This window comes from Pseudoalteromonas sp. SG41-1 (genome assembly GCF_014164575.1).
Taxonomy (GTDB): domain Bacteria; phylum Pseudomonadota; class Gammaproteobacteria; order Enterobacterales; family Alteromonadaceae; genus Pseudoalteromonas; species Pseudoalteromonas rhizosphaerae.
Map to the genome: position 1 here is coordinate 1 of NZ_JACJFL010000030.1, position 17892 is coordinate 17892.

The window sequence follows — 17892 nt, forward strand, 5'->3', positions numbered from 1 at the left end:
AGTGCCCACACAGATGATTGCTTTATATTGTTAAAGAACGTTGCGGTTAAAGTTAAACTTTATCTCGCTAGGGCTGCGCATATTACGCTTTCCTATTTTTTTGTCAACACTTAATTTTAAACTTTATTAAAAATCTAAACTTAAGTTTTACTCGACTAACTGATTAACTCTTGCAGCTTAAGCGTTGCCTGCTGCCGTCTCAGTGGGGTCGCATTATAGGGCGCGGCGAATTTTACGCAAGCGTTTTTATCATTAAATTCGCATTTATTTCATACCCTCAAGATACTCAAAAGAAACTGACACCTTACCCACAGAAGCCTGTGGATAACCTCGTTTTTTTCATCGTTTCACTAAACTATCTGCTTTGCTTATGGTAAGTTGCCCGCTGTTTTTTAAACTCGTTCATTAGGCATATAACATGATAGATATAATAAATAGTATTAGTGGGCTGCTTTGGGGTCATATTCTCGTCTACCTATTAATAGCGGCAGGACTCTTTTTTACTATTAAACTCAAGTTCATTCAATTTGTTCAATTCCCCCACATGATTAAAGTCATGTTCAATTCTCGTCAGTGTGATAAAAACGGTATTTCATCTTTTCAAGCTTTTTGTACTTCCTTAGCCGCACGTGTTGGTACCGGAAATATGGCTGGTGTTGCTGTTGCACTGTATTTAGGTGGTGCTGGGGCTATTTTCTGGATGTGGCTAATTGCCTTAATAGGTATGGCAACGAGTTTTGCAGAAAGTACTTTGGCTCAAGCTTATAAGATTCGTGATGAACATGGTAATTTCAGAGGAGGCCCTGCTTATTATATGGAATATGGTTTGGGTAAACGTTGGATGGGGGTGGTTTTCTCACTCTGTTTGATATTGGCATTTGGCCTAGTATTCAATGCAGTGCAATCTAACTCTATAGCCGCTGCATTTAAAGTCGCTTTTGACATTCCAAACTATGTTGTTGGTTTAGTACTAGTCGTTGGCTCTGGCATTATTATATTTGGTGGCCTGAAAACTATTTCTCGCTTTGCAGAGTTGGTTGTACCATTTATGGCATTAGCTTACTTACTTGTAGCTTTATATGTGTGCGCTATTAATGCAGAGCAATTACCGACTGTATTTATGCGTATTATTAATAGTGCCTTTGGAATTGAGCAAGCGGGTGCCGGTGCGATTGGTTATGGCGTTATGCAAGCAATGATCCAAGGAATAAAGCGCGGCTTATTCTCAAATGAAGCAGGTATGGGTAGCGCAGCAAATGCGGCAGCGACTGCGACGCCAAATCCGCCCCACCCTGCCTCACAAGGTTATGTGCAAATGCTTGGTGTATTTATTGATACGGTTGTTATATGTAGTGCAACAGCCGCGCTGATTTTGCTCTCTGATCAATTAGTAGCTGACTCAGGTGTAACTGGTATTGCATTAACTCAGGCTGCTCTTGAAGAACATGTTGGAAGCTGGGGCACAATCTTTGTTGCGATTGCTATATTATTCTTTGCTTTTACCTCAATTGTTGCTAACTATTCATACGCAGAAACTAATCTATTATTCTTAGAGCATAATCATGAGCATGGTATGTTGATCTTTAGACTTATAGTATTAGGTATGGTGATGTTTGGCTCTGTGAGTGAACTGGGGTTGATCTGGACCTTAGCTGATATTTCGATGGGCCTCATGGCAATCGTGAATGTTATCGCACTGTTTATGTTATCAGGCGTGGTGATCTGGCTTGCGAACGACTACACCACACAGCGCAAAGCTGGCAAATTACCAACATTTGATCCAACCAAAAATACTCAGCTTGATCAAACCATCCCGAAAGGGATTTGGCATAAAAAGTAAATAAGCTTATTTACAATCAAAGAGGGAGCCTATGTGCTCCCTTTTTTGATCAAAATAATAATGTCTTAGTAGTTATTCAGATTTGCTATCACAAGCGTCTAATATATTCATCGCTAAAGCGCGGCCCTTATTGAGTGCTTTATAAATCTGGCTACAGCTTCAACAATGCTTCAGCGAAGCGCCACACAGGAGTGTTGCTCTGAATCTATTGGGTATGCATGCGGCTGCAATTGGCATAGTGACGCTTTACTGTTCTCAGCATTGGCCATTTATCAAGCGTCACCACAAAAGTAAAGCCTGCTGCTTTTTATACCAATCTGCCAAATTATGTGATCTAATTAGCGCACAGATACTTATCTACTTTTACTGAATTGAACTTAAAAGAATCCAAACAACTTTTAGTTTTATCACGTAAAGAGCCTAATGCAAGAAAACGCATACGCCTGCTTGATGTTTCATTATTCTTTGAGGGTGGAAACAGAACGAATATTGCTAAGCGGCCAAATACAGCACGCGGCAGTGTCAAAAATGGATTTCAAACTACCTTAACAATTGAGTTGAATACGACAACACTCTCTATCTGATCGTGTATTTAGTGGTTATGAAGAAATAGTCGAACAGGTTTCACAAGCGTGGAATAAATTCATCTCCGTCCCTGATACGGTTAAAATTATATGCTCTAGAGATTGGATCAAATTTTCTTAATCTTTATGCAGATTGGTATTAGTGTTAGTTAAGCTAATTTCTCTGGCATCAATCAACAAAGTGATTTGCGTATATTTTGGTATTAAGATTGTCCGTACGCGCTATGGATAAAAGTTAAACGCATACAAAAGCTATAAGGTGAAAGTTTAATTTAATAGATAGATAAGCAATTTTGGGTGTGTTTTTTACGCTGTAGGTATAAATGAAGTAATAGTGAAGATAAAGTGGTGCCCGAGGCCGGACTTGAACCGGCACGACTTGTTAGTCGAGGGATTTTAAATCCCTTGTGTCTACCAATTCCACCACTCGGGCATCGAGTTTGCTAATTAAAGCGTGTGGAGTAATTATTTGGAGGCGGAACCCGGAGTCGAACCGGGGTAAACGGATTTGCAATCCGGTGCATGGCCACTCTGCCATTCCGCCTAAATGTAACAAATAATTTGGAGCGGCACACGAGGCTCGAACTCGTGACCTCGACCTTGGCAAGGTCGCGCTCTACCAACTGAGCTAGTGCCGCATAAAACTTTGTCAGTAATTTGTACGTTGGTGCGCGACTATGTCGCGGTAAACGTTCTGGCAACTGAGCTAGTGCCGCATAATTAGATATAATTCTTTGTAAGAAATATTTTTTATCGCCCTTAAATTACCTTGGTTGAGTAATTTAAAGTGGTGCCCGAGGCCGGACTTGAACCGGCACGACTTGTTAGTCGAGGGATTTTAAATCCCTTGTGTCTACCAATTCCACCACTCGGGCATCGAGTTTGCTATTTAAAGCAAGTGGATAAAACTAATATGGAGCGGCACACGAGGCTCGAACTCGTGACCTCGACCTTGGCAAGGTCGCGCTCTACCAACTGAGCTAGTGCCGCATCATATTAATTCTAATTACTACATTTTTAAAAGTTACATTTGGTATATGCAACTAAACCACAAAGTGGTGCCCGAGGCCGGACTTGAACCGGCACGACTTGTTAGTCGAGGGATTTTAAATCCCTTGTGTCTACCAATTCCACCACTCGGGCATCGAGTTTGCTAATTAAAGCGTGTGGAGTGTTGATTGGAGGCGGAACCCGGAGTCGAACCGGGGTAAACGGATTTGCAATCCGGTGCATGGCCACTCTGCCATTCCGCCTCAATACTGGGTAACCTTTGATAAACTGGAGCGGCACACGAGGCTCGAACTCGTGACCTCGACCTTGGCAAGGTCGCGCTCTACCAACTGAGCTAGTGCCGCATAACGCATGTAAGTATTAATATGTTTCATCGCAACCTTGTCGCGGTAAAACATTCTAGCAACTTAACCTGTGTCACTTTGTTTATCTAGGGGGCTATGCCCTCTCAACACGGACGCATTCTACAGAGATTATTAAACGCGTCAATACAAAAAATGCTAGTTTTGAACTGTTTGATTATTTTTTATCTAAAACGGTGCGTTATTATACGTTTAGAGTCAATTTTTAGTCAATTCAGACCACGCTGCTATCAAATATTGCAGCATAGAAGTAACCGTTAAGAAGGTCGCAATGTAAAGTAAGCCATAACTTAAGTACATCATCCAACTATCGTATTGCCAAATGAGTCCAATAATAGCTAACATTTGCGCAGCAGTTTTAAACTTACCCATATTTGATACAGCTACATTACCACGCTTGCCTTGCTCTGCCATCCATTCTCGAAGTGCTGAGATAACAATTTCTCTGCTTATTATGATTAAAGCAGGAATAGTCATATACATTGATTGATAATAACTAGCTAAAGCAACCAATGCTGTACACACCATCACTTTATCAGCAACAGGATCTAAGAATGCACCAAATGGCGTAGACTGCTCAAGCTTGCGCGCTAGATAGCCATCAAGAATATCAGTGATCGATGCAAGCCAGAAAATAAAAGCTGCAGCAAAGAAAGCCCATGAATAAGGCAGATAAAATACCACCAAAAAAATGGGGATAAGAAAAAGTCTAAATGTTGTGAGTGTGTTTGGAATATTCCACATAACTACTTGGGGATGTCTTTTTTTCTATATTCGCACGAAGGGCTAGCCCTTGTCATGCAAATGGTTAAATATCTTCTCAGCCATGTCAGAGCTGATCCCGGGTACTTGCTTTAATTGATCTATATTAGCAGCTTTTACTCCCTGCATGCCCCCTAAAAATTTTAATAATGTTTGGCGTCGTACCGAGCCGATACCACCTATCTCTTCTAATAGTGATTGAGTGCGTTGTTTTTGCCGCTTATTACGGTGCCCTGCAATAGCAAAGCGATGTGATTCATCGCGAATATGTTGGATCAGATGTAGCGCTGGTGCGTCTGAATCCATTGGAATTGTTTTCCGACCACCATCAATTAATAGTGTTTCAAGGCCTGGCCTACGACTGGTGCCTTTTGCCACACCGACTAACAGCGGCATTTTTGCATGTGGCCAATTAGCAAAGTACTGCTCGGCACGAGAAAGTTGTCCTTTACCACCGTCGATAAAAATCACATCAGGAATTTTATCTTCGTCAACCAACTTGTTGTAACGCTTGTTTAACGCAAACTCCATTGCAGCATAATCATCACCTCCAGTGATCCCTGTGACATTAAAGCGTCGATATTCTTTATTATTCGGTCCTTGCGAATCAAACACCACACAACTGGCAACTGTGTTTTCTCCCATTGTATGGCTGATATCAAAACATTCCATACGATTAATATCATCAAGCCCTAACGTCGCTTTAAGTTGTGCGTAACGCTTATTAATCGAATCCTGAGTGCTTTGCTTCACGGTAATACTATTAAGCGCATTCTTATTAGCGAGCTGTAAGTATTGCGCACGCTCACCGCGTGTAACTGTTTTTAAAGTTACTTTGCGTTCACTCACTTGGCTTAATGCTTCACTGAGTACATCAATTTCATCAAGTGCAAATGGCAAAATAACTTCTTTAGCAATTCGCCCTGTTGCACCTGGCGCTAAATAATATTGCCCAAGAAATGAAGCCAGTATTTCTTGTGGCTGTGAATCTTTCGGTACTTTTGGAAAGTACGTTTTGCTACCGAGTACTTTATGATCGCGGATCATCAACAAATGAATGCCATTGAGGCCATTTAAATGAGCAAAACCCACAACATCCATTTCGGCATAATTACCTGATATCGATTGTTGCTCTTGCATTTTACGCAGTAGCATTATTTGATCGCGTACTTTAGCCGCTAGTTCAAATTGTAAAGCGTGGCTCGCAGCTTCCATTTTAGAGATCAACGCTGCGATGACTTCATGAGATTTGCCAGTCAAAAATTTACGTACAAAATCAACTTGCTGATTGTATTCATCGTCACTCACTTCATTCACGCAGGGTGCAGAACAACGTTTTAGCTGAAATTGCAAACAAGGTCGGCTGCGAACGCGATAATACGCATCTTCACATTGACGAACAGGAAATATTTTCTGCATTAACCGCAAACTTTCAGAGACAGCCCCAGCGCTTGGAAATGGCCCAAAATACTCGCCTTTTACTTTGCGGCTACCGCGATGAAATGCAAGTCTTGGATGTTTGTGAGCAGTTAATAAAATATACGGATAGGATTTATCATCACGCAGTAAAATATTGTAACGTGGCTGATATTTTTTTATTAAGTTATTTTCAAGCAGTAAAGCTTCGGTTTCAGTATTGGTTAAAGTGATGTCAATATCACTAATGTTACTGACTAAAGCGCGAGTCTTGCCATCCGTGACATTGCTACGAAAATAGCTACTAACACGTTTTTTAAGGTTTTTAGCTTTACCAACATAAATAACTTTATCATCACTATCAAGCATCCGATAAACGCCGGGTTCGCTTGATAGTGTTTTTAAGAAATGGGCGTGATCAAATTCTGCCATGGGGCAACACTAGTGGGCGCTGTCGATGTCGATCATCTTATGACGAATAGCCAAATGAGTTAATTCAACATCACCACCCACATTCAGCTTTTCAAACATTCTATATCGATAGCTGTTCACTGTTTTAGAACTTAAATTAAGGCGTTCGGCAATGTCTTGTACTTTTTCACCTTTAGTGATCATTAACATGATCTGTAATTCACGTTCAGATAAACTCTGAAATGGACTTTCATCAGTACGACCCGTCACTTGCGCAAGGGCAATTTGTTGAGCTATTTCTGGTGCAATATAGCGTTGCCCTGCATTTACTGCGCGAATTGCATTAACCATTTCATCAGAGCCCGCCCCTTTAGTTAAGTAACCATGAGCGCCAATTTGCATCACTTTACTTGGGAATGGGTCTTCACAATGTACTGTTAGTACAATAATTTTCACATCAGGGCAATAGCGACAAATTTTCTTGGTCGCTTCTAATCCGCCAATACCTGGCATATTCATGTCCATTAGCACAATATCAGGAGAATGCTGACGGCAAAATTGTACCGCTTCTTCACCTGTTTTAGCTTCACCAATTACTTTAAACCCACGAACATCATCTAAAATACGTTTGATACCCGTTCGTACGAGCTCATGGTCATCAACTAAAAGTACATTAATCAATGGGACACCCTCATATAACCTAACAGCACGTCAATATGACAATTTAATTGGTCACACTAACACAGAAAATCTGAAACGATAACTCAATTATCGTTTCAGATAACTAATTTAAGATGGCGTTTTTTCACTGAAGCGGTCAACCCACAAAGCAATTACACCATCACCGGTAACATTACAGGCTGTACCAAAACTATCCTGAGCCAAATAAAGCGCTATCATTAACGCCACAGCACCTTCATTGAAACCGAGCATACTGGTTAACAACCCCAGCGCAGACATGACAGCTCCGCCCGGAGCACCTGGTGCGGCAATCATTACCACACCTAGCATCATAATAAACGGCAACATCCCAAATAATGATGGTACATCCATGTTTGGTGATAAAAACATCACCGCCATCGCGCAAGTTACGATAGTGATCGTTGAGCCAGATAGATGAATAGTCGCACACAAAGGTACAGTAAAGTTAGCAACATCTTCTTTTACATTATTTGCTTTGCTTGAGCGTAAAGACACTGGAATAGTCGCAGCACTAGACATAGTGCCTAAGGCTGTAAAGTAAGCTGGGAGCATATTTTTAATTAATTCAACTGGGTTGCGTTTTAATAAGATACCCGTACCGATATAAAGAATAGTCAACCATACCCAATGCATGATTAATGCAGCAATCAACACCACACCAAACGTTTGTAAGGTATCAACAACAGTGCCTGCAACTGTCATCTCAGCAAACACACCTGCAATATAAAACGGTAATGCTGGGATAATAACTTTTGCTAGCAAACCATCAATCACATCGCGGCCCTGATCCGATACTTTTTTCAAGGTCTCTAGCTCTAATTGGCTCATACCGATACCAAACACAAACGCTGTCGCAAGCGCAGTCATAACACCCATCAATGGTGGGATCTCTAAATCAATAAAACTTGCCACTTCGGTGGCTATTTCAGCTTCGAAGGTTAAACCGCCATCAAATAACGGAATAATTGCACTAACAACCATCACTGCTAATGTGCCTGCAATAATGGTCGAACCGTAGGCGAAACCAACGGTTTTACCTAACAGATGGCCTGAGCCTTTTGGTAAACCAGCAATACCTGATGCTATAAAAAATAAAATAATTAGTGGAATAGTAAAAGTGATCAGTTGGCCAATTATTTCTTTTACCGTGTAAAGGAGTTCAACTCCCGTTAGTGGAACATATAAACCCACTAAAATACCGGCCAATATACCGGCAATTAATTTTAAGATTAACGTCATTGTCATCACTTCATAAATTTTGATGGGTGAGGTTTTAGCATGTTTTTAATTATATGTATCATAAAACCGCTCAACAACAGCCTGTTTGCACAAAATACAATCACTTTTAGCGTTAAACGCCCGTCTAATTTGTTCATTATAATATCTACTAGGCAATTCATTATGATCTAGCGCATATAAATTTTGGTCAGTATTTGTATCCCTAATAATCCTATGTCAGCATACCTGATAGTATTTTTGTTTTAATAACTATACATACAAGCTGTCGCTGTTTTTATTTCATTCAGTTATAAGCCGAATAGATATATCTTATAGCCAAACTTTACTTTAGTTTTTTTAATTCAGCAGTAAAGTGTCACTATTACAGATCGATTTACAATAAAAATCGATCACGATTGAATAAATTGCACCTAAGGGAACATTATGTCTACTATTTTTGAAGATAACTCACTCAGTATTGGTAACACACCGTTAGTAAAACTAAACCGTGTAACGACAGGTAATGTTTTTGCTAAAATAGAATCTCGTAATCCTAGCTTTAGCATTAAATGCCGTATTGGTGCATCAATGATCTGGGAAGCTGAAAAATCAGGTGAGCTGACTAAAGATAAAGAGCTGATTGAACCAACTTCAGGTAACACAGGTATCGCTTTGGCGTTTGTTGCGGCCTCGCGTGGATACAAACTTACGCTTACAATGCCAAACACCATGAGTCTTGAACGTCGTAAGTTACTAAAAGCATTAGGTGCTAATTTAGTCTTAACAGATGGTGCTAAAGGTATGAACGGTGCGATCGCTAAGGCAAAGGAAATTCAAGCATCAGCCCCTGAAAAGTTTATTTTATTACAACAATTCGAAAACCCTGCAAACCCTAAAATTCACTTTGAAACAACAGGCCCAGAAATCTTTAATGCATTAGATGGAAAAGTTGATTTCTTTGTGGCTGGTGTGGGTACTGGAGGTACAATTACTGGTGTCAGCCGTTATTTGAAACTTGAAAAAGGCCTTAATGTAAAGTCAATCGCTGTTGAACCAACTAATTCGCCAGTGATCAGCCAAACACTCGCGGGTGAAGAAATTAAACCTGGGCCACATAAAATTCAAGGTATTGGCGCAGGCTTTATTCCTGGTAATTTAGACCTATCAATGATCGATGGTGTAGAGCAAGTGTCTAATGAAGAATGTATAGCAATGGCTCATGAGCTGATGAAAAAAGAAGGTATATTAGTTGGTATTTCATCTGGCGCTGCGGTTGTTGCAGCAAAGCGTATTGCGGAGTTACCTGAAAATGCAGGTAAAAATGTCGTAGTAATTTTACCTAGTGCAACTGAGCGTTATTTATCAAGCCCACTTTTTGCTGAAGAGTTTTCAGAGCAAGAGCTGGTTCAATAAGTTTAAATAGCTTTTGAAAAAGGATGCAAACTGCATCCTTTTTTATTATTTATTGCATTCACATCACTAATTCTTACCGTAAACTTTACATCTGCCGCATTTCGTCACACACTAAATCATCACTAATAAATCTATTTATCTAATGAAATCATTTATAACTCTTTGCACTGCTACATTTTTACTGCTAATGAGCGGCTGTGGAAATGAAGATTCACCAAAAGGTGAAAAAAATACTCCAGGAAATAGCGCAGCACTATTTTTTGATACGCTTTATAACGAAAACGACCTAAAAAAAGCCAGTACTATGGCCACACCTAAAATGGCGCGGATCATGAACTCTTACGGCACCTCAAAACAATTTGCCCGCAATTTAGTCAACATGCAATACGATGATGTAGTAATTGAAGTTGATATGACTAATATGAGTTTAAGAGAACAATATGGCGATACAGCCAATATCAACCTTATTTTCACAGGCCACTTAAATGGGAATAAAGTTGATGATATGCGCAGCGTAAAAATGGTGCGTAAAAAAGGCAATTGGTACGTTGATAAAATAAATGCCGATCCATTTGCACGCTAACGCTTTATATTAAATATTTAGACCGCTTAACAAGCCTTGCTCGCAGCAAGGCTTGTTAGTTTTCGCTATTACAGTTCACCTGGCTGATAATTATCTACCGCAATAGCCTGTTTGCGTAGGTTATTTGCAGCATGTAGCTTTTCGCCTTGCTCATCAGTTATTAACTGTTTTTCAAGCGCACTGTCGATTGCAGTTGCTATATTAGCATTACGGTTAAGTGTGCCGTCACGTTGCCATTTCTTCAATCGTTTGAAGGCGGCGCTGGTATCATGCATCGCTATAAATGCATTCTCCATCACACCAGTACCCGCTTTATCATCCACATAACATAAATGAGTTAAGCGGTTTCTAAATACCCCTGGTTGTGTCATATGCTCACAAATTGTTTGTGCAAGTTCATCACTTGGGCGCTGGTAATGATTACCAAGCGGAAATACAATACGTTTTAGGATGAAGTTAATAACCGGGTTTGAAAAGTTTTTGAAAAAACCGTCAAATGCTTGGCCAATTTCAAACAGTGACAATTCAACCGCATATTTTACGAACGGAAGATCAGCTTGTTGACGCCCCTCGTCTTCAAAACGTTTTAATACACAAGATGCTAAGTATAAGTGGCTTAAGACATCCCCTAAACGCGCTGAAATCATCTCTTTACGTTTAAGCTCACCACCAAGTACTAACATTGCCACATCAGTGCTAAAGGCAAGTCCTCGGCTCATACGCCCTAATTGCTTATAATATGAAGCAGTCTCACCACAAACGGGCGATTTTGCAAAATAGCTTCGCGTTAATCCATGTATAAAAGCCATACTCGCATTAGTAGCGGCAAATAAAATATGCTGCAGTAATAATGAATCAAATTCTTTTAACGCGAGATCGTCATCTTCCATTGCTGCGGCTTCCATTTCTTTGAGTACAAATGGGTGGCAACGAGTTGCACCTTGACCGAAGATCATCAGATTACGGGTTAATATATTCGCCCCTTCAACGGTAATTGATACTGGAATGCCCATATAACCGTGCGCTAAATAGTTATTTGGCCCCACTTGGATCCCCTTACCTGAATGAATGTCCATAGCATCATTCATTACCGTACGGCCCATCTCTGTCATATGATATTTGGCAATCGCAGTCACCACTGATGGGCTTAATTTTAAATCAATGGCTCCGGCAGTCATTAAGCGGCATGATTCAAGACTATAGGTTAGTCCACCAATGCGAGCCAGCGCCTCTTGCACGCCTTCAAACTGCCCGATAGAAACACCAAATTGTTGACGTACCATTGCATAGGCCGATGTCATACGGGCACATAAATGCCCTGTTGCACTGCTCAATGCTGGTAATGAAATACCGCGCCCGGCACTTAAGCACTCAACCAACATCCGCCAACCTCGTCCTGCCCCTTTTTGACCGCCAATGATCCAATCAAGAGGAATAAATACATCTTTACCGTAGGTTGTGCCATTCATAAACGCCATATTCAATGGATAATGGCGCTCACCCGTTTCCACACCAGGGTGATCTGTTGGGATCAGCGCACAGGTTATACCTAGCTCTTTATGTTTACCAAGTAATCCATCGGGATCATACATTTTAAAAGCAAGTCCAAGAACCGTTGCTACGGGTGCAAGCGTAATATAGCGTTTTGACCAATTTAATCGTAAGCCTACAACTTCTTGGCCTTCAAACTCCCCCTTACACACTACGCCAGAGTCAGGAATACTGCCAGCATCAGAGCCGGCTTCAGGGCCTGTTAGAGCAAAACACGGCACATCATCCCCCTTCGCAAGTGAAGGTAACCAGCGCTCTTGCTGCTCTTTTGTACCATAATGTAATAGTAATTCCCCAGGGCCTAAGCTGTTGGGCACCATCACGGTCACTGCTGCTGTTAAGCTTTTAGTGGCGATTTTAGCTACAATGGTTGAGTTTGCGATTGCTGAAAACTGGCGTCCGCCAAATTTCTCGGGAATGATCAGCGCAAAGAAACCTTGGGTCTTTAGGTAATCCCATACTTCTTTTGGCAAGTCTTTATCTTTTTGCACAATGTGATAGTCATCAAGCATCGCCAACAGTGTTTCCACTTCATTGTCTAAAAATATTCGCTCTTTTTCGCTCAACTCTGGCTTTGGGTAGCTGTGAAGTAATTGCCAATCAGGATTGCCACTAAATAGTTCTCCATCCCACCACACGTCGCCCGCTTCCATCGCTTCACGCTCAGTTTGCGAAAGCGGCGGTAATACCTTTTTAAACATTTTAAATGTCGGGCGGCTGACGAGATTTAAGCGGATATCTTTAACCGCAAAAATAACTATCACCAACACCAGTAACAAAATAAACACTGACATGGAAACTATCCTTATTAATTAATAAAACAGATTGGCTTAATTATGACCGATCCTTTAATAAATACAATGCCACTATAAACTCGCATGGCCTGAGCTTAAGAGTCGGTTATTGATAAACTTTGCCTAACACATAGACGCTGCTATCATCCTACACGATAAATAACAAATATAAGGACCAACATGACTACTCCACATTTTAAGCTCAGTTTGAGCGCAATAATGGTTGCCAGCACATTAGCATTGAGCGGCTGTAACCAAGAAGCCACTAACACAGTAACTCAAGTTGCAAGCCCTGCGCCGGTAACTGCAAAAGACGCGCAAGCCTTTTTAGATACAACAGAGCAAGAGCTCAGTGCTTTATATCTAGAATCAAGTCGCGCGGAATGGATTTACGCTAACTTTATAACGCATGATACATCAGCCCTATCAGCTGAAGTAAATCGTAAAATGACCGAAGCGGTGGTTCGCCTTGCTAACGAAGCTGCACAGTTTGACTCTCTCGAACTTGATTATGACGCACGTCGTAAACTCGACAAATTAAAACTGGCACTGACTTTACCTGCCCCACAAGATGCAGAAAAAACAGCAAAACTATCACAGCTTGTGGCTGAACTTGGCGGTATATATGGTAAAGGTAAATATTGTAAAGACGATGGCAGCTGTTTAAGCCTAGGTGATATGACTGCAACAATGGCCACCAGCCGTGATTACAACGAACTGCTTGATTTATGGCAAGGTTGGCGCCAGGTATCAAAACCAATGCGTCCACTGTATGAACAACAAGTTGTATTAACCAATGAAGGCGCTAAAGAGCTTGGTTATGCAGACACTGGTGCAATGTGGCGTAGTAAGTATGATATGCCAGCAGATGATTTTGCCAAAGAACTTGATCGTATTTGGGGGCAAGTAAAACCATTATATGATTCGCTGCATTGTCATGTTCGTGCCAAGTTAGGTGAAAAATACGGTGAAGACAAAGTACCCCAAGACCAACCTATCCCAGCGCATTTATTAGGTAATATGTGGGCGCAATCGTGGGGCAACATTTATGATGTAGTCGCACCTGAAAATGCCGATCCTGGTTATGATGTAACCGCATTATTAGCCGAGCATAACTACGATGAACTTAAAATGGTACGCGGCGCTGAAAAATTTTTCACCTCAATGGGATTTGCACCTTTACCTGACACCTTTTACCAACGTTCGTTATTCACTAAACCTGCCGATCGTGATGTACAGTGCCATGCTTCAGCGTGGAATATAGATAGTAAAGACGATTTACGCATTAAAATGTGTATTCAGCGTACTGGTGAAGAATTCTCAGTTATTCACCATGAGTTAGGTCACAACTTTTATCAACGCGCTTACAATACCCAACCGCTTTATTATCAAGAAAGTGCTAACGACGGTTTCCACGAAGCCATTGGCGATACTATTGCGCTTTCGGTAACACCTGGTTACTTAAAAGAAATTGGTTTATTAGAGCAAGTGCCTGATGAATCGAAAGACATTGGCTTACTGATGAAAATGGCGCTAGATAAAGTAGCGTTTATTCCATTTGGTTTACTTGTGGACCAATGGCGTTGGCAAGTATTTTCAGGTGCAGTAACCCCTGAAAACTACAATAAGGCATGGTGGGAATTACGTGAAAAATACCAAGGTGTAAAAGCACCTATCACACGAAGCGAAGCTGACTTTGATCCAGGTGCAAAATATCATGTGCCAGGTAATACACCATATACACGTTACTTCTTAGCGCATATTTTACAGTTTGATTTCCACCGTAGTTTATGTGAAATAGCTGGTAACAAAGAAGCCATTCATCGCTGCTCAGTATACAACTCTAAAGAAGCAGGTGAAAAACTCAATGCTATGCTAGAAATAGGTTCAAGCCGCCCTTGGCAAGAAGCATTAGCCACCGTAACAGGTAAACCTGAAATGGATGCAACAGCCCTACTTGATTACTTTGCGCCACTGCAAAAATACCTTGATGAGCAAAATAAAGGCCGACAATGTGGTTGGTAAGTAAACTTAGTTAAATAACAAAAATGCAAAAGCCCGCTCAATTGAGCGGGCTTTTTTAGTATTGCAGTACTAGTATTACAGTTTGATTAGAACTGTAAGCTTACATTTGCAAAGTAAGCGTCATAACCAGAATCATCCCAGTTGTTGCCGTAACCCGCTTTTAAGCCAACATTTTTGTTGAAGAAATGTTGAGCACCAAAAGTGTAATCATCGTTTTTATTAAATGTAACAAACGCTGATGTCGCTTTAGTGAAGTAGTAATTAGAACCTAATTCCCATGAACTACCACTGTCGTCAGTATCTGAAATAGTACCTTCAACAGTTAGGTAGTTACCTTGCTTAAGATCCATGAAGTATTTAGCGTTCACAGCGCGGTAATCAAACTCGTCATCAGATGTTACAGTGAAACCGATGTAATCTGTGCTATTAAGTTTATGATCATAAGCAAGATCAAATATTACTGAATTTTCGCCATCTTCAACGTCAATGAATGTCGCTTTTAATAATAAATTTGGATTAAAAAAGTAACCTGCTGATACATTAAATACGTCTTTGCTTGAAACAGAATCAACATCAAGGTTGCTATATTGAGCACCTACCACAAAATTTTCAACAAAGTACTCACCACCGATAGTTGTTACATCGCTAAAGTCATTATCAATGTATGAACCATATACGTTGGTTTGCTTGTTAATATACTCAAATTGATCGTAAGGACCTAATGTTGCTTTTGGTGAGAAGTAATATTTTGAATCAACACTAACTGTGTCGTTGCCATCGGTATCCATATATCCTAAATGGCTGATTGACTGATAGTTATCCGCAGCAGTCGCGGCACTAGAAAGAAGAATACTCGAAATAATAACTGCTAATTTTTTCATAAAAAGATTTCCCTATTTTACATTGTTTTATTGCTACAAGGTTTAACGTTTAACCGGTTGGTTAAGACGGGGCACATCCTAACGCGAGTAAACTGAATTGAAACTTAACTAAGTGCTTGTATTTTATTATAAAAATGTAAGTGGATGTAAGGAAGTGTAAAAAAAAGGTAGCGAATAGGAATGTTAATCGCTACCGTTTTAAAAGCTCAATTATGATCAAAGCGCGTACTGGCTGATTATCCGGTACACATCATTGATATTATCACCCGATTTAAAGTCTTTGCTGATCGGTGTTGGATCAGAGCCAACCCAAATTTTTAATTCAGCATCTAAATCAAAATGACCTGCACTTTCTTTACTAAACTTAGTAATTTTTGAATAAGCAATACTGATCATCTCTATTTTTGAGCCAGTGACCCCCTGCTTATCCAACAAAATTAAACGTTTGTTAGTAAAAATAAACATGTCACGTACCACTTTATAGGCCTTTTCAACTTGTTCACCTTCAATCAGTGTATTTGCCAATACTTTTTCTAAATCATTGTCATCAATTTCACTGGCATTACCCATTAAACCACTTAATAAACCCATTATATTTGCTCCTGTTTAAATATTTGATTTTCTAATGTATGGCCGTTTACCAATTGGCGATACCGCCAACCTTGCTGATAACAATGTTGCAGTATGGTGATATCAAATGGTGTCGCCGTTTTTTGGTACTCGATAACATATTCTTTAGCTTGGCTCATATACACTTTAGACACTTCTGCTAAAGCTTGTATTTTCTCTTCAACATCCGGGTAATGCTCGCTCAATAACAATGTAATAAATCCAGACTCTAGTTCGCTATTATCACTGTGCGTTGGATGCTCTGTGAGCTTACCTTTATCAAGGTGCAGTACATGTGAACATAAGCGTTCTAGTTCAGTTAAATCATGCGAACTTAAAATAAAGGTAGCCTCACTGCTAAGATTCGCAACCACTTCGCGTACTTCGCGAGCATGAATAGGATCAAGCCCAGCGGTTGCTTCATCCAGCATGACTATTTGTGGTTTCCCGATCAGCGCTTGACCTATGGTGACACGTTTACGCATTCCATGTGATAAATCATCAGAACGCTGTTTAGCAACGTCAGCTAGTCCGACTAACTCAAGTACGCGGATCGCTTCTGCTTGGCTTTGCTTATTTGACAGCCCTTGTAGCTGGCCATAAAACGCCAGTTGGTGAGCGATACTAAAGCGCGGATCAAGTTGAGCATCTTGCGGTAACGCACTGAGCTTGCCAAACAATTCACTACTGCCTGGATTATGTCCAATAATATTGAGCGTGCCTTTTGTTGGTAAAATATAACCGCATAACAAACTAAACAAGGTGGTTTTGCCTGCACCATTTGGCCCAACCAGTGCTACTGGCGCGCCTTGCTGTATCTCAAAACTTACCTGATCAAGGGCCAATTTATTACCATACTGCTTAGTTAAACCTGTTGCGTGTATTAGTGTGCTCATAGAGAACTCCTTGCAAAAATACGCTGAGCAATCGCTAGCATCACGGTAGTTTGTATTAACGGAATGCCAATGCTATTAAATATTCCTGCGTTTTGTCCTGCCATTTGATCAAGTTGTACGCCAGGGAAAACATAATCAAGCATTGCCAAAACGGGTATTTGCCAGCTTAAAATACTGACCACAATATTTCCGCCAGCAAAAAATAATACGGCAAGCACTACAGTTAAACGCGCTGAGCGTGCAAAAGTATTTAACAACGTCATTAGTGCTATAAAGGGCAAAACAGCAATTAATAAATAACAGAACAAAATAAAGCTGCGACTTATGCCACTGACTAATAATGCAGGATCTCTAAATACCATAACCGCAACTGAAGCTACCAAGGTAACAAGTAGTAATGCTGCTAAAATAAATACCTGTCCTAAAAAGCGGCCAAATAACATTTCATTACGGGTAGCTCTAAGAGATAAAAAGCGTAGTGTTCCTCGTTGTTTATCACCAACAAGTTGGTCGCTACATAAAAACAAGCAAAAGCTGGGAAAGCTATACAATGCAATTAACCAATACATAGCTAATTCAGCTTCAGGCCAATCGAGTAATTTACTCAGCCCAATAGCGCCAAACACTTGTTGTGCTAAATCGGCTATTTGGGGCGAACTAATTAAGCTGACAGCTTGACCTATCGGATAACGTAAAATCAATAACCAACAAATCGAAAATGCGGCAACAGCAAGTAAGCCGCGCTTGGTCAAAAATAATCTCACTAGTTCAAACTGGGCAATCTTTAATAATCGCTGAGGGTGGAGTTGCGTCACAGATATTCCTTATTAATCT

13 protein-coding genes and 8 tRNA genes are annotated in these 17892 nt (G+C 40.5%); 4 read left to right on the forward strand and 17 right to left on the reverse strand.

Annotated elements, in window-relative coordinates; genetic code table 11:
- The first annotated feature begins 418 nt into the window (after window positions 1–418).
- Window positions 419–1840 carry a sodium:alanine symporter family protein gene (locus tag H5203_RS15150; RefSeq protein WP_149983426.1) on the forward strand — a complete coding sequence of 474 codons (1422 nt, stop codon included), beginning with the start codon at window positions 419–421 and terminating at the stop codon, window positions 1838–1840.
- A gap of 930 nt (window positions 1841–2770) precedes the next feature.
- Here H5203_RS15150 and H5203_RS15155 read toward each other — a convergent pair.
- The 12 genes from H5203_RS15155 to H5203_RS15210 all read right to left on the reverse strand — a co-directional run bounded on the left by H5203_RS15155 (window position 2771) and on the right by H5203_RS15210 (window position 8327).
- A tRNA-Leu gene (locus tag H5203_RS15155) sits at window positions 2771–2857 on the reverse strand.
- A 37-nt stretch (window positions 2858–2894) separates the two neighbouring features.
- Window positions 2895–2968 (reverse strand) — tRNA-Cys (locus tag H5203_RS15160).
- A gap of 18 nt (window positions 2969–2986) precedes the next feature.
- Window positions 2987–3062, reverse strand: a tRNA-Gly gene (locus tag H5203_RS15165).
- 150 nt (window positions 3063–3212) lie between these two features.
- Window positions 3213–3299, reverse strand: a tRNA-Leu gene (locus H5203_RS15170).
- A gap of 39 nt (window positions 3300–3338) precedes the next feature.
- A tRNA-Gly gene (locus tag H5203_RS15175) sits at window positions 3339–3414 on the reverse strand.
- Window positions 3415–3480: 66 nt separating this feature from the next.
- Window positions 3481–3567: transfer RNA gene (locus H5203_RS15180), tRNA-Leu, on the reverse strand.
- Window positions 3568–3603: 36 nt separating this feature from the next.
- Window positions 3604–3677 (reverse strand) — tRNA-Cys (locus H5203_RS15185).
- 26 nt (window positions 3678–3703) lie between these two features.
- Window positions 3704–3779 (reverse strand) — tRNA-Gly (locus tag H5203_RS15190).
- A 216-nt stretch (window positions 3780–3995) separates the two neighbouring features.
- On the reverse strand, window positions 3996–4541 hold the full coding sequence (gene pgsA / locus H5203_RS15195; protein ID WP_145242294.1) for a CDP-diacylglycerol--glycerol-3-phosphate 3-phosphatidyltransferase: 546 nt from the start codon (window positions 4539–4541) through the stop codon (window positions 3996–3998).
- A 42-nt stretch (window positions 4542–4583) separates the two neighbouring features.
- A complete protein-coding gene (gene uvrC / locus H5203_RS15200; protein WP_182735608.1) occupies window positions 4584–6407 on the reverse strand; it encodes an excinuclease ABC subunit UvrC in 1824 nt (607 codons plus the stop codon).
- A gap of 9 nt (window positions 6408–6416) precedes the next feature.
- Window positions 6417–7067: a UvrY/SirA/GacA family response regulator transcription factor gene (gene uvrY / locus H5203_RS15205; protein WP_016707677.1), complete on the reverse strand. Its 651-nt coding sequence runs from the start codon at window positions 7065–7067 to the stop codon at window positions 6417–6419.
- A 108-nt stretch (window positions 7068–7175) separates the two neighbouring features.
- On the reverse strand, window positions 7176–8327 hold the full coding sequence (locus H5203_RS15210; RefSeq protein ID WP_182732226.1) for a dicarboxylate/amino acid:cation symporter: 1152 nt from the start codon (window positions 8325–8327) through the stop codon (window positions 7176–7178).
- A 423-nt stretch (window positions 8328–8750) separates the two neighbouring features.
- On the opposite strand from H5203_RS15210, the gene cysK reads away from it, so the two are divergent.
- Complete coding sequence (gene cysK / locus H5203_RS15215; protein WP_145242300.1) at window positions 8751–9719, forward strand: cysteine synthase A; 969 nt, start codon at window positions 8751–8753, stop codon at window positions 9717–9719.
- 187 nt (window positions 9720–9906) lie between these two features.
- The gene (locus tag H5203_RS15220; RefSeq protein ID WP_404936452.1) at window positions 9907–10302 is read left to right on the forward strand and encodes a hypothetical protein; all 396 of its coding nucleotides are present in this window, start codon (window positions 9907–9909) and stop codon (window positions 10300–10302) included.
- A 68-nt stretch (window positions 10303–10370) separates the two neighbouring features.
- On the opposite strand, the gene H5203_RS15225 is transcribed toward H5203_RS15220, so the two are convergent.
- On the reverse strand, window positions 10371–12647 hold the full coding sequence (locus tag H5203_RS15225) for an acyl-CoA dehydrogenase (protein ID WP_182735607.1): 2277 nt from the start codon (window positions 12645–12647) through the stop codon (window positions 10371–10373).
- 180 nt (window positions 12648–12827) lie between these two features.
- Between H5203_RS15225 and H5203_RS15230 the strand changes: the two genes are divergently transcribed.
- Complete coding sequence (locus tag H5203_RS15230) at window positions 12828–14672, forward strand: M2 family metallopeptidase (RefSeq protein WP_182819934.1); 1845 nt, start codon at window positions 12828–12830, stop codon at window positions 14670–14672.
- A gap of 86 nt (window positions 14673–14758) precedes the next feature.
- Here H5203_RS15230 and H5203_RS15235 read toward each other — a convergent pair whose 3' ends face one another.
- The 4 genes from H5203_RS15235 to H5203_RS15250 all read right to left on the reverse strand — a co-directional run bounded on the left by H5203_RS15235 (window position 14759) and on the right by H5203_RS15250 (window position 17873).
- Window positions 14759–15553 (reverse strand): putative porin, encoded by a 795-nt coding sequence (locus tag H5203_RS15235; RefSeq protein WP_145242308.1) that lies wholly within the window; start codon window positions 15551–15553, stop codon window positions 14759–14761.
- A 216-nt stretch (window positions 15554–15769) separates the two neighbouring features.
- The gene (locus H5203_RS15240; protein WP_145242310.1) at window positions 15770–16144 is read right to left on the reverse strand and encodes a PH domain-containing protein; all 375 of its coding nucleotides are present in this window, start codon (window positions 16142–16144) and stop codon (window positions 15770–15772) included.
- A complete protein-coding gene (locus tag H5203_RS15245; protein ID WP_145242312.1) occupies window positions 16144–17058 on the reverse strand; it encodes an ABC transporter ATP-binding protein in 915 nt (304 codons plus the stop codon). The genes H5203_RS15240 and H5203_RS15245 overlap by 1 nt, the downstream gene beginning before the upstream one ends.
- Window positions 17055–17873: an ABC transporter permease subunit gene (locus H5203_RS15250; RefSeq protein WP_145242314.1), complete on the reverse strand. Its 819-nt coding sequence runs from the start codon at window positions 17871–17873 to the stop codon at window positions 17055–17057. The genes H5203_RS15245 and H5203_RS15250 overlap by 4 nt, the downstream gene beginning before the upstream one ends.
- Window positions 17874–17892: the final 19 nt, after the last annotated feature.